The sequence below is a fragment of the Chryseobacterium endalhagicum genome (genome assembly GCF_016745235.1).
Classification (GTDB): domain Bacteria; phylum Bacteroidota; class Bacteroidia; order Flavobacteriales; family Weeksellaceae; genus Chryseobacterium; species Chryseobacterium endalhagicum.
This window is the reverse complement of the sequence record NZ_JAELVM010000001.1, coordinates 2,099,442-2,112,380: the sequence shown is the minus strand read 5'-3', so window position 1 is coordinate 2,112,380 and position 12,939 is coordinate 2,099,442. Positions and strand designations below refer to the sequence as shown.

General features: G+C 39.0%; 10 protein-coding genes. 6 read left to right on the top strand and 4 right to left on the bottom strand.

All coding sequences use genetic code 11. The features are described from left to right. Positions 1 to 18: 18 nt before the first annotated feature. Positions 19 to 726, top strand: a complete 708-nt coding sequence (locus tag JET18_RS09305) for a DUF421 domain-containing protein (RefSeq protein ID WP_228728509.1) — start codon at positions 19 to 21, stop codon at positions 724 to 726. A gap of 432 nt (positions 727 to 1,158) precedes the next feature. Here JET18_RS09305 and JET18_RS09300 read toward each other — a convergent pair whose 3' ends face one another. Further along, entirely contained in the window at positions 1,159 to 2,364 is a 1,206-nt protein-coding gene (locus JET18_RS09300; protein ID WP_228728508.1) for a CynX/NimT family MFS transporter, read from the bottom strand. Between the two features lie 72 nt (positions 2,365 to 2,436). Between JET18_RS09300 and JET18_RS09295 the strand changes: the two genes are divergently transcribed. After that, entirely contained in the window at positions 2,437 to 3,219 is a 783-nt protein-coding gene (locus JET18_RS09295; RefSeq protein ID WP_202090327.1) for a helix-turn-helix domain-containing protein, read from the top strand. A gap of 79 nt (positions 3,220 to 3,298) precedes the next feature. Here the strand turns inward: JET18_RS09295 and JET18_RS09290 are convergent, their stop codons facing one another. Then, positions 3,299 to 3,643: a mannan-binding lectin gene (locus tag JET18_RS09290; protein ID WP_202090326.1), complete on the bottom strand. Its 345-nt coding sequence runs from the start codon at positions 3,641 to 3,643 to the stop codon at positions 3,299 to 3,301. A 411-nt stretch (positions 3,644 to 4,054) separates the two neighbouring features. Beyond that, complete coding sequence (locus JET18_RS09285) at positions 4,055 to 4,651, bottom strand: Crp/Fnr family transcriptional regulator (protein ID WP_202090325.1); 597 nt, start codon at positions 4,649 to 4,651, stop codon at positions 4,055 to 4,057. 342 nt (positions 4,652 to 4,993) lie between these two features. Between JET18_RS09285 and JET18_RS09280 the strand changes: the two genes are divergently transcribed. The 4 genes from JET18_RS09280 to JET18_RS09265 all read left to right on the top strand — a co-directional run bounded on the left by JET18_RS09280 (position 4,994) and on the right by JET18_RS09265 (position 10,845). After that, positions 4,994 to 5,608, top strand: coding sequence for a hypothetical protein (locus tag JET18_RS09280; RefSeq protein WP_202090324.1), 615 nt, complete (start codon positions 4,994 to 4,996; stop codon positions 5,606 to 5,608). Positions 5,609 to 5,835: 227 nt separating this feature from the next. Next, positions 5,836 to 7,641: a hypothetical protein gene (locus JET18_RS09275; protein ID WP_202090323.1), complete on the top strand. Its 1,806-nt coding sequence runs from the start codon at positions 5,836 to 5,838 to the stop codon at positions 7,639 to 7,641. Positions 7,642 to 7,834: 193 nt separating this feature from the next. After that, positions 7,835 to 9,382 carry a serine hydrolase gene (locus tag JET18_RS09270; RefSeq protein WP_202090322.1) on the top strand — a complete coding sequence of 516 codons (1,548 nt, stop codon included), beginning with the start codon at positions 7,835 to 7,837 and terminating at the stop codon, positions 9,380 to 9,382. Positions 9,383 to 9,576: 194 nt separating this feature from the next. Next, positions 9,577 to 10,845, top strand: coding sequence for a hypothetical protein (locus JET18_RS09265; RefSeq protein ID WP_202090321.1), 1,269 nt, complete (start codon positions 9,577 to 9,579; stop codon positions 10,843 to 10,845). Between the two features lie 231 nt (positions 10,846 to 11,076). On the opposite strand, the gene JET18_RS09260 is transcribed toward JET18_RS09265, so the two are convergent. Further along, positions 11,077 to 12,924: a chloride channel protein gene (locus JET18_RS09260; protein WP_202090320.1), complete on the bottom strand. Its 1,848-nt coding sequence runs from the start codon at positions 12,922 to 12,924 to the stop codon at positions 11,077 to 11,079. Between the last annotated feature and the right edge of the window lie 15 nt (positions 12,925 to 12,939).

The following is a 12,939-nucleotide window of genomic DNA, read 5'->3' as shown; positions in this document are numbered from 1 at the left end:
TTCTGGAAATTAATATCTATGATGTCCCTGCTTTTCTTAGCGCTCAACTGGAAGGAATTATTTCTCGGCCACGAAGAATGGTCTTTTCTTTTGGAAATCATTCTCCGCACTGCCATTATGTTTCTTGCCATTATCATAGGATTAAGGGTTTTGGGAAAAAGGGGCGTAAAACAGCTGTCTATTTTTGAGCTGGTTGTCATCATCGGGCTGGGTTCTGCTGCGGGCGACCCGATGTTCAATAAAGATGTGGGCATTATTTCATCCATCCTTGTTTTTATCGTCATTATTTTTTTATACAGCATTGTTACTTTTTTCATTGGGAGAAGTCAGAAATTCGAAAAACTGGTGGAAGGAAGTCCTATCTGTCTGATCCGCAACGGTGAATTTGCCATTGATAATTTTAAAAAGGAAAATCTGGGCAGCGACGAATTCTTTGCTGAACTCAGACTGAAAGGTGTTTCACAGCTTGGACAGGTAGAAACAGCTATTGAAGAGAGTTCCGGTGAGATCAGCGTGTTTTATTACGAAGATAAAGATGTGAAATACGGACTTCCCATTATGCCTGATTCTTTAAAAAATTTATTGAAAAATATTCATCAGGAAGGTTATTATTCCTGTACTTTCTGCGGCCATACAGAACATAAACCCGAAGGAAATGCCGGAAACTGTCCCAAATGTCAAAAAGAGGAATGGGTAGAATCCAGCAATAGAAAAAGAATAAATTGAAAAGGAAGAGCTGGAAGTTCCGGTTTGGAGTAGGAGGCTGTCTCAAAAGGGATAGCCTTTTTTGTATGAGCGAATGTTTTATTTACGCTTCATCACTGACGAAGTCAGAATTCTTTGCTTTACTTAAATCAAACATATATTTCATGGAAACTTTGCGTTAAATCCTTAATTTAAGCTTACTAAAATTTGTATTTCTAAGAATCCACTACAAACCGGAATCCAAAAAAAAATTTGCAGCTCTAAAAATATAGGATTTTTATCGCAAAGCTTATCTAACAAACCGTTTTATCTGAGGAAGGCAAAGAATTCTGACTTTGTCAGTGATGAAGCTGGTGGTAGAAGCCGCGCTTAATGGTATCAGTAATGTTATTGGGTACCTAGTCAGAAAAAAGGTCGCCTTATTTTGAGACAACCTTTCCTAAAGCCTCATCTTTAATCTTCAACACATTTATTTCTCGCCGCTTTCATGCCGAAGTAGAACATCAGTATTACTGCAAAACTCAGAAAATAAAAAGAACTTTTCCATGAAATATCCCAGTCGTGCAGCTTTCCAAAAACCGGCGGTCCGAAAGCTGCAATCAGATAACCCACGGATTGCGCCATCCCCGATATTTTTACGGCATTCGCGCTGTTTTTTGTTCGGGTTGAAAAGAAAAGGATCGATAAGCTGAACGACAGTCCATTAGAAATTCCGATAATCACTGCATTGACATAGATCCACTGCGAATGAAGCCAGGCAAACATTATCGTACTTCCGAACATTAAAGTACAGATCAAAGCAATAAGAATACGTTGGTCTTTCATTTTTCCGGCAATAATCGGGGCACAGAAAGCAATAGGAATCATCGTAATCTGGATCACAAAAAGCACCCAGCCCGTACTTTCACCCTGCATATTGCAATCTTTAAGAAATGAGGGCAGCCAGGCCATCATACAATAGTAAAACAACGACTGCAGACCCATAAACAGGCTGATATTCCAGGCCTGTGCAGATTTAAACATATTAAAATCGGAGACTGTAAGTGCTGTTTTTGACTGCGCGGAATTTTTCTTATTAAATAATAGCTCAAGAACAAGTACAAACAATCCAAGTCCGGCAATAACCAGCCATATTCCCAGGGAACCACGCCATCCGAAACCTGTCCATTCCCCGATTCTTACACTGAAACCTGAAGCCAGTGCTGCCGTAAGGTTCATAGAAACTGCAAAAATCCCGGTCATCAGCCCGATCTGTTTAGGAAAATTATTCTTGATATATCCGGGCGTCACTACATTTCCGATACAGATTCCAAGGCCTATAAAAACCGACCCGGCAAAAAGCATCCATAGAGAGCCTGTAATTCTTAGAAACAGTCCAAAACTCAGAATAATCAAAGAGTACATCAGAAATCTGCTGATGCTGAACTTATGCGAAAATCTGCTCACCAGAACAGAACAGGTAGCAAACATAAACAGTGGAATAGAAGTCAGCAGGCTGACCTGAAAACTGTCCAGTTTCAAAGATTCTTTTATGTCACCCAAAACCGGAGAAACGGATATAATAGGGGATCTCAGATTGCTGGAAACCAGAATCACAACCAGCACATTAATCAGCAGTAAAACATAAGAAGCATTTTTTCTTGTTTCGTTTTTCATCATACAATACATATTTAATGCAAAATTAATTCAGTTGTTTTGTTTAATTTTGCCAAAGTTTTAACGTAAAACGACATGAATCCACACGATACCATAAATCTTGATGAACTGGATAAACCTTATTTTGTATGGTTTGAAGACAACTGGCGGCATGATGACATCCTTCACTCCCATGAAAAAGGCCAGCTGGTATATGTGGAAAGCGGTTTCCAATATATTACGGTGGATGGAAAGATCTATCTGCTTCCACAGAATCATGCGGCGTGGATTCCTCCCGGTGCCATTCATAAAACCAATTCACATTCGGAAAAGATCAGGCTGATGATTATGTTTGCAGAAACAGATGAGCACAGTTCTTTTCACCATGAGATCAATGTTTTCTCAGTACCTGCCGTTTTAAAAGAGATGATCAGATATTCAGAAAGATGGTCAAAAAGTATGATTAATGATCCTGATGAGATCCTTTTTTTAAAAGCTCTTTTCAATGAATTGCCTAGATTTGTGGAGCATTCACTACAGCTTCACATCAGACTTCCCATGGACAAACGGCTGTCTCAGCCCATTGGATATCTGCACAGCCATTATCAGGAAGATATTAAAATAGAAGACCTTAGCGATGTTTCCCATCTTTCATTACGAACCCTTGAACGGATCTTTAAAAAGGAAACGGGCATGACGCTGAGCAAATACCAGCAGATTTTGAGAATTATAAAAAGCCTTGAACTCCTGAGCGCCGGAGATCTTACCATTTCGGAAACCGCTTATGCAGTGGGCTACAAGAGTCTTCAGGCATTTACAAGAAGCTTCCAGTCTGTGATGCAGTCCAGGCCTACGGATTTTATAAAAACAACCCAGTAATTAAGCTTTAAAATTATTATCACAGCAAAAAAAAATCTCCAGGTTTCCCCGGAGATCTGTATTAATCTAAAACAGGATCCTAGAACCTGAATGTACATTCGCAAACGCTCATTTTGCCTTCAACGACTGTCTTCCACTGTCCGTTCCATGTACCTCCGTAAGAAGCACATATTGAAGGACATATTTCCTTCGCATCTTCATTGCTCCAGATAGGTCCTGCTAAAACGGGCATTGTGTATTCTGTACTTCCGGAAGGCTGGGTATTGTATTCAACCTCGATAACGCTCATCTGGCCTTCGACAATAGTTTTCCACTCTCCGGTGAATTTGCCTAAATGGGCCGCGGCAATACGGCCTCCGATTTTCTGTGCTTCATCATTGCTCCAAAGCGGACCTGCAATGATATTAATTTTGAATGTTGACATGGTGTAAATGTTTTAAGTTGTTTAACATACCAAAGTTCTCTCTTTAAAGGGAAATATTCTTGCGTAGAAAATACCAAATTCAGAGCTCCGTATTTTCACTTAAACATGAAATAAACAATTACGTGTACATATAATGAAAAAGGTCCCCTAAGTGAGGAGACCTTAAAAAAACACAAATGATGAAAAAAAATTATTTCGATCCACAAATATAAGTAAAATTTATATTACGCAAGACATCATAAAGGCATAAATATTAAAAATTATTAATTCTATTTAAAAATCAGCGCGGTTATCAATATGATAATTATTTTCGTTTATCTGTAATCCTTTAATACTGCACTTGCAAAAAGAGCAGAAATAATTAAGTTATTTACTGAAATTGTTAGCAAGGTGAGTTTGGAGAAGTGTTGCTCAATAGAATATTTTACCGTTTTCTATTCGTACTGTTTTTTCTCTTTCCATTTTCTTGACGACCCGGATCACCGTCTCTACACACAATCCGGTAAGAGAGGCCAGATGCTGTCTGGTAAAAGGAAACTGATAAGAATATTTTGCGGTATATTGGTTGTAATCCTTCATACAGTCCATCACCCGTTTTACTTTGGTTCCCGGATCAGGCGCAGAAATATTATTCAGCATCACATGCCTGTAATACATCCTTTCCGCGGTGTAGCTGTACAGTTTTGAAAAAAGATCGGGAGAGCTGGTTATAATTTCCAGAAATTTATTTTTATCCAGCCTGAAGATTTCACAAGGGGTCATCGCGATGGCATCTACAGGATAATTTTTATCAATAAATAAGGAGCTTTCTACAAGGGGATGCCCGTCAAAAGGAACACTGTGAATCACTTCCCGGCCATCTTCATGATAATTGGCGATCTTTACTGTTCCGGTTTTAATCTGAAAATAATACTTAGGCGTATCACCTTCTTTAAAAACCACCTCATTCAATGCATAAGTGATCAATTCGGCTCCTGACGAAAGTAAAAGTTTTTCATCGATTATCATAGGCGTATAAACAGCTTGCGGGTCAGTACAATATTTCAATTAATTTAACCTTCACAGGTTATAAATTTCAAGCCAAAAATATATATTACTTTATAAAAAGAAGGTATAATATGGAAACTTTAACAAATTCATCATGAAATTAACGTATATGACTGCAGTCATAAAATAAACTGTATATTCTTTTTACTTTTATCATGCATTAATAATTCCATATATCTCAATACATTACGTGTTAAAACCAGCCTCTCAGTTGAGAGGTTTTATTTTTTCAGAAGTCCCGTTGTGACTCTGCTCATAAAGATCCTCTCTTGATTTTTTTAATTTAGCTTAAAATTGAATACAATGAAACCGAAGCAGATGAATGGTGTCCCGGAGCAGCAGTATGGGGGATTTCACGACACCGAAAGTAAAAAACAATTTGACCCCGGACTTCTTCCGCTGAAATTTGAAATCCTGCAAAAAAGATTCTTCTCTGTAAGCAAATGGAAAAGCTATTGCGGTGAAGGGTTTGCAGATTTCAGACTTTTTGACCGTGAAGGAACTGAAACAGAAAGACCTCCTCAGAAAGGCGATTTTATACGGATAGATATTCCCGGCCCGGGAGAAAAAGAATCAAAAGGATACGACTGGGTAGAAATTACCGATCTGTGTTTTCAGGAAGACAGCAGCCCCGGAAGTGAGAGCATTATGATCACCTGCAGACCGTCCGAAGATCCAAAAAACAAACATAATCATCATATTGCCCATTTTTACAGTCCTAAAGCCACATCTACTTTTATGATTTCCAGAACTCCGGATCATTTAAAAGCGGCAGTATACGGACGTAATGAAAGTCCTAATCTTAATGCAGAATTGATAGATATTGTCAGAAACCTTTTTGTAGCCGCAGGCGGAATGGTAGGGATTTCCAAAATCCAGTGGAAAAAACTGGCGGAGGGCTTTCTGGATTTTGAATAGTTTTTCAATTTATTATGAGCCGATTGTTATATAGGCTTGGTAGATTCTTTCATAAACAATGATATTTAACATATTTCCGATATTACAAGTATTATTTAATGCATAGCTAATATTAAAATGTTAAATTTAGGTCTATTAAAAGTTCTGAATGAATAATTTTCCTCAATAAGAGCGAATATTCCGGGATTTTTAATTGATGTGAGAGAAAGAATTTTTATCAAAATAAAATGACACATAAACCATTACACAATTTCCATATTCCGGTGATGGGTCTGGCGTATACCATAGACAGCCCGATCCGTGTTGCCCAATATGGAATTTCTTCCGTTATTTCCATTATCGATGACGAGATCCTGGAAAAAATGAAAGGTTTTTACAACAGGAAATTCAATCTTGATTATTTAGGAATTTCTACCAAAACAGAAGATTACAGGGCAAAAAGAATTACGGATTATCTGAATATGGTAGATGATATCGTGAATGAAAAATTTGAGTCTTTCAAGCAGGAAATCACCAAAAACAGGGAAGCTTTAAAGAATTTCGTGGCCATACTGCCGAACACTTCAGATTTGAAAACCGGGCTTCAGAACCTTGTGAATCAGAAAGATCATTTAGGTTCAAACATTAAAAATTTCATTGAATCCAATTTAAAACCGGGAAGTATTGACGTCAACATCATGACGAAAGTTGACAAAGACAATTACAAAAAGGATGAGCAGCTTCCGGTGATGTTCAATGATGCCCATGCTTCGCTTCGTGGTTTTGCGCAAAGTAAATTATCTTCTTCCATGGTACTTTCTGCGGGTATGAATCCACGTCTGTACAGCTATATCGAAGAATTTGATGATTTCTTTCCGGATGAGAACGGGCTATTGAAAAAGAAGATCATTCTTAAAGTAAGCGATTTCCGTTCCGCCATGATCCAGGGGAATTTTCTCGCGAAAAAAGGCCTGTGGATCTCCGAATACAGGATAGAATCCGGACTTAACTGCGGAGGACACGCTTTTGCCACGGAAGGAATGCTGCTTGGGCCTATTATGGAAGAGTTTAAGCAGAAAAAGAATGACCTGATCCAGTCGGCCCATGCATTAATGATCACAGCACTGGAACAAAAAGGCAGACATACGGTTTCTGAGCCTCTGGCAATGAAAATTACCGTTCAGGGCGGCGTAGGGACCTCGGAAGAGCATGAATTTCTTCTTGACAATTATAAGGTTGACAGTGTGGGATGGGGATCTCCGTTTCTGCTGGTTCCTGAAGCGACTTCTGTGGATACCGAAACAAGGAATTTACTTTTAAAATCGGGAGAAAAAGATTTCTATCTGAGCAATATCTCGCCTTTGGGAGTGCCTTTCAATACAGTAAGAGGAACGTCCAACGGGCTTTTAAAAGAGCAGAAAGAAGCTGCCGGAAAATATGGAAGTTCATGTCCTAAAAAACTGCTGGCCTTAAGCAAAGAATTTTCGCCGCAGGGAACGTGTACAGCTTCTAAAAAGTATCAGGATATTAAGTTGAAAGAACTTGAAGCCGATCCTCAACTTACCGCTGCGGAATTTAATAAAAGAAAGACTGAAATTACCGATAAAGCCTGTTTATGCGTAGGATTGGTGAATGCTGCCTACATGGAACAGAACCTTGAAATAAAAGGTGAAAAGCAAGGTGTTGTGATATGTCCGGGACCTAATCTTGCCTTTTTTGATAAAGAAGTTTCCCTTGCGGAAATGGTACAGCATATCTATGGAAATACCAACATCCTTCCTGATAATCATCGCCCGAATATGTTCATCAATGAACTGAAAATGTATGTGGATTATCTTAAAAAGGAAATAAGCAATTCTTCCGTGCAGATTACAAATTCACAGACCAAGAAATGGAACACGTTCAAAAAGAATGTGCTGGGAGGTATTGAGTATTATCACCAGATGTTTAATACCTCAAATTTCTTTAAAAACGGACTGAAAACTATAGAACTGCAGCTGCAGGAATATAAACTGGTGCTTACAGCTATTGAGATTCCTCAGGCTGAAAAGTAACCGTATTTTTTTTAATTGATAGATCAAAACAGCTTCCATTGCGGAGGCTGTTTTTGTATTCCCAGGAGAAAAAATTACATTAAAATCATGAGATAAAAGCAAGATAACAGGATCATTATGAACATTCTGTAAACTGTTAATTATATAACTCAGTATGGATAACAAATTATTACTTTTGTGAAAATACATTTTTATGAAGCTCAGTATACTATTTGTTTTTCTGCTCAATTGCACGTTCGCATTTTCTCAAACTTCTTTTCCAACCAAACAGCTGGATGATAAGCTTGAAGTTTTATTAAAAGAAACGCATGCACCCGGTTTTTCTATTGCCATTGTTAAAAATAATAAAGTGGTGTATAGTAAGGGATTCGGGTACAGTAATATAGAACAGAAACAAAAAGCAGACGAGAATACTTTATTTGCTATTGGCTCCACAACTAAAGCATTTACAACCGGTCTGCTGGGAATTATGGAAGCCGAGCATGGATTGAGCTTTGATGACAGACCACGGAAATATCTGCCAAAGCTGGAGTTTTACAATGATCTGCTTAATTCTGAGCTTACCATTAAAGATCTGGTTTCCCATCGCTCCGGACTGCCGAGACATGATATGTCATGGTATCTGTTTCCTATAGAAAACAGGGACAGTCTTTTAGCCAGAATAAAATATCATGAGCCTTTCAAAGACATCCGTACCCAGTGGTATTACAATAATTTCGGCTATCTTATTCAGGGGATGATTACGGAAAAAATTACGGGCAAATCCTGGGAAGATAATATCCGGGAACGTTTTTTTATTCCTCTGGAAATGAAAAACTCCAATTTGAGCTATGCAGAAATGAAGCGGGCAAAAAATATGGCGACAGGCTATGAATGGAAAAATATGGAAACCACTAAAGCCATGGATTATTATAATATTGCGGCTATGAGTCCTGCAGGAAGCATCAACAGCAGTGCTCTTGAAATGACCCGATGGATAGAAGTATGGCTGAATAAAGGGAAGTATAAAGAAAAGCAGGTACTTCCGGAAGCTTATGTGAAAAAAGCAATCAATCCGCTGTTTATCATCAATGGAGTTGCTGATCCGAAATTTCCTGACCAGCATCTTAACAGCTATGGATATGCCTGGTTTGTCTCTTCATACAAAGGGCATTACCGTCTGGAACATGGAGGGAATATTGATGGTTTTTCAGCGAATGTTTCTTTGTTTCCCAACGATCATATCGGAATGGTAGTGCTTACCAATCAGAATGGATCCATGCTGCCTGTACTGGCCAGAAATATTGCTTCCGACCTTTTACTTGCCACTCAGGAAACCGACTGGATTGCCTATCTGAAAGAAAAACAGACTGAGGCTAAGAAAAAGCTTACCGAAACAAAGAAAGAAACCTCAAAAACTAAAGTAACCGGTACAAAACCATCCCATGCCTTACAGGATTTTGCGGGAGATTACAGGCATCCGGGATATGGAACTTTTCATATTACGGTTAAAAATGACTCTCTTTTTGCTCAGGCTCCAAAAGGAGAATTCTATTTATCACACAGGCATTACGACATCTTTACCCCAATGGAGGTTAAGAATAATGTGGTAGATAAAGATGCTGATGAAGATTCTAATTTTAATTTTCAAACGGATGATGCAGGGAAAATAATCTCTATAACCACCAAGCTGGAACCCACTCTTGATCCTATTAAGTTTACCCGCGTACCTGTTTCCAATCCGGCTAATAAAACCAAATAAAATTATTTCAACTTTATAAAAATATCCGTTCGGTATACTGAACGGATATTTTTATGGAATATGAACAAAGATAAAAGTAAGTGCGTTCATGAATATCTCATGAATCTATTATTAATTCTGAGAAAACTATTTGTTTTTTTATTTCTCATTTATAGGATTTATTTTATATTTGCGCCCTTTAAATACTAAAAACTATGAAGAAAAAATTGCTGCCACTCTTCCTTTTGGGAAGCATGCTGTCTTTATTCTCCCTGCAGGGATGTGCTCATGATGCCTTGGAACGTGAAACTGAAACGGTACAGCTTCAGGAAGATCCACTTTCTTACATCAGAAAGAACTATGCAAAGGATATGGCTGTTATTTCGGGAAAGCAGATTGAATGGGAAAATGCCAGAACTTTCAAACATGAGAACAATGTGATTCTGATCTCAGTTCCGGTAAAAAACGAAAGTGAAAAACTGATTGAAGAGCTTACCTTCAGAATTGATGGTGATAAAGTTTCCGGCCACTTATGGAAATTTGAAGCCATTGAGAAATTTTCTGCGGAAGACCACAGGCTCGGAGCTCACGAGATTATGAAAAAAATGACCGGAAATGTAACCTACATCGCACTGGAAGGCTCTATGAGATACCAGATTCAGGTGGTTGACGGGAAAATTATTTCAGATATTTCTTCAGCACGCTCAGGAGACGGAGATATGGATTCCTGTGGAAAAAAATGCCACGGCTCTATTGAAGAAGTGGTAATCACAGTGCCTAATCCGCCAACAAATCCGCAGCCTCCGACAGGTCCGCCGATTCCTCCTATTGTGATCATTCCACCAACCAATAACCCGAATGATCCTTGTACCAAAGCGAAAGAAGGCTCGCAAAAAGCTACGGACAATTCTAAAAACCAAAAGTTCAGTGATGCCAAACAGGGAATTCTGAATAACTTCAACCAGAACGGAAAAGAAAATGGGGTAGGTCTTGGAAGAGATACTCCCAACGGTGAGCTTAAAGCAACGGGTGTACAGGAATTGAATGCCAATCAGGGTAGTATCAACAATCCGTACAACTATCCTGAAGCTGATATCCATAATCATCCTGAAAATTCGCCGCCGTCTGCTGGAGACGTTTACAGCATGATACAATATTACAACAGCCACCCGAGTTTTAATACCAGATATGTAGTAAATCCTAACGGGACAGTTTATGCGCTGGTTATTACCAACCCGAATTTATTTGCCTCATTTATTGCCAATGTTCCGCAGCACCAGGTTCCTGGGTTTGCTCCTAATTTCTCCGGAAACATGTTTTCAGATTATATAAATATTTCGAACAGGGAAACAGGAATGGCGTATGTACTGGATAAATACAATTCAGGAATTGCACTGACCAAAATGGACAGCAATGGAAATTTCAAGAAAATAAACGCCAAGCCAAACAGCAATGGAGGATATTCTCAAACCCCTTGTCCTTAAGCTTTAAAGATATTTGATTATATTACGAAAGCGGCCTTCAGGCCGCTTTCTATGTTTTTAAAGGCTTTTTAGTTCTCACAGATTGCCCAGATTCTGGGTTGAAATTTATTGACCACAGATTACTCAGATTTTCGCAGATGATTGAAAATATTTTTAACATAAGCGTACTTTTTATTCTCAATGTGTTTAACTTAAAAATAAAACTTTTGAAATCTTTTGTGGTTAAAAAAATTAATCGGAATATTCTTTTAAAAGCTGCCTGTAGCTCATCAGAATAGACGATTTTGAGATAAACCCTATGAAATCATTATGTTCACTGGTTACGGGAAGATACCACATTCCGGTATCATCAAAGATCTGGAGAATTTCCAGAGGTCTGTTTTCTCTGTGAATAACGGCCGGCGGAGCTTTCATAATCTGGGAAACCATCATGGAGCCTTCAGTTTCTATGTTGAAAAGATAAGGTCTGATATCATCCAGCGTAAGAATTCCTTTCAGCTTTCCAGCTTCATCGGTTGCTGCAAAAATATTTTTATTACCGTTTTTCACCAGTTCAAACAATTCGGTGACAGAGGCATTTTCATTGATTTTCTCCGAATACTGATCAATAAAATCTTCCGTTCTCAATGCAAAGAGAAGGTTTTTATCATGTTTGTTTGTCAGTATTTTTCCTTCATCAGCCAGGGATTTCAGCTCCGGAGAAATCGGGGAAAACCACTTGGCAATCAGATAAGACATAATGGAGACAATCATCAGCGGAATAAAAAGATCATACCCGAAACTGGATTCAGCAATCAGGAATATCGCCGTAAGAGGCGCATAAAGAACCCCGCTCATGGCTCCGGCCATTCCCACCAGAACAAGGTTCGTTACCGGAACATCGGTAAACCCGATCTGCTGGCAAACAATGGCAAACAAATAACCTACCGTACCGCCCGCAAAAAGGGACGGAGCAAAGTTACCGCCATTCCCACCGCTGAATATCGTAAAAGACGTTGCAAAAGCCTTTAAAAGGCATACCAGCACCAGAAATATAATAATGGTCCAATTGCCGATCTCAAAATATCTGAAAAAACTGTTTCTGATGATAGAATGCGTATTTCCGTTGGTAAAAGCTTTCACAGTCTCATATCCCTCACCAAACAGCGGCGGAAAAAGAACACATAGCAATGACAGCACCAAACCTCCGAACATGGCTTTACGCATCCTCGAAAGCTTAAGGCCTTTGATAAAATGTTCCACTTTCTGAGAAATGACAACAAAATAACGAGCATACAGCCCGGTTACAATGCCCAGGATCAGATAATAAGGAACATTCCTGTAATTAAAAGCCTCTCTTGTATAGAATCTGAAAAGTACATCTTCCTGAAGCAAAACCCTTGATAAAAGGCTTCCACACACCGCAGCAACCACCAATGGAATAAAATCCGTGAAAACAACCCCGGTTAAAAGGATTTCAAAGGCAAACATAATCCCTGCGATCGGTGCGTTGAATGCTGAAGCAATCCCGGCTGTAGCTCCGGCTGCTAACAGAAGCGTTCTTTCTTTATAGCTGAGTCTGTAGGTCTGGGCATAATTGGAACCAATGGCAGCTCCCGTCACTGCTATAGGACTTTCCAGACCGGCAGAACCACCAAGCCCAACCGTTACTGCACTCTGAATAATCTGGGAATACATTTTTACGGAAGCCACGATGCTTGAATTCTGGGCAATTTCATACAAAATTGCACCAATCCCTTTCCTGTCCTGACCTTTAAATAGAGTGATCACAATAGCCGTGGTAAGTACAATTCCTAAAAAAGGAAAGACAATATAAAATAAGATCTGATATTCAAAATGCACATTATGGGTAATAAAATTGTGAATGGTATGCACCAGAGTTTTCAGCACGACACCGGCAAGTCCGGCCGTACAGCCCACAAGAATTCCGGAGAGCACCAGAAACTGATTCCGGCTGAGCCTGTTGTTCAGCCAATGGAGGACAAGCTCGTAGCTTCGCGCCTTTTCCAGTCCGTATTCCTGAAAGTCTCTTTTGAATTTTAGAAAGCTTAAATACTTTTTTTTGTTGTGAATTTTCACCTGGAACCAATTTTA

Coding starts and splice junctions, on each gene's coding strand:
- JET18_RS09305 (WP_228728509.1), top strand. CDS start 19: ATGATGTCCCTGCTTTTCTTAGCGCTCAACTGGAAGGAATTATTTCTC.
- JET18_RS09300 (WP_228728508.1), bottom strand. CDS start 2,364: ATGATGAAAAACGAAACAAGAAAAAATGCTTCTTATGTTTTACTGCTG.
- JET18_RS09295 (WP_202090327.1), top strand. CDS start 2,437: ATGAATCCACACGATACCATAAATCTTGATGAACTGGATAAACCTTAT.
- JET18_RS09290 (WP_202090326.1), bottom strand. CDS start 3,643: ATGTCAACATTCAAAATTAATATCATTGCAGGTCCGCTTTGGAGCAAT.
- JET18_RS09285 (WP_202090325.1), bottom strand. CDS start 4,651: ATGATAATCGATGAAAAACTTTTACTTTCGTCAGGAGCCGAATTGATC.
- JET18_RS09280 (WP_202090324.1), top strand. CDS start 4,994: ATGAAACCGAAGCAGATGAATGGTGTCCCGGAGCAGCAGTATGGGGGA.
- JET18_RS09275 (WP_202090323.1), top strand. CDS start 5,836: ATGACACATAAACCATTACACAATTTCCATATTCCGGTGATGGGTCTG.
- JET18_RS09270 (WP_202090322.1), top strand. CDS start 7,835: ATGAAGCTCAGTATACTATTTGTTTTTCTGCTCAATTGCACGTTCGCA.
- JET18_RS09265 (WP_202090321.1), top strand. CDS start 9,577: ATGAAGAAAAAATTGCTGCCACTCTTCCTTTTGGGAAGCATGCTGTCT.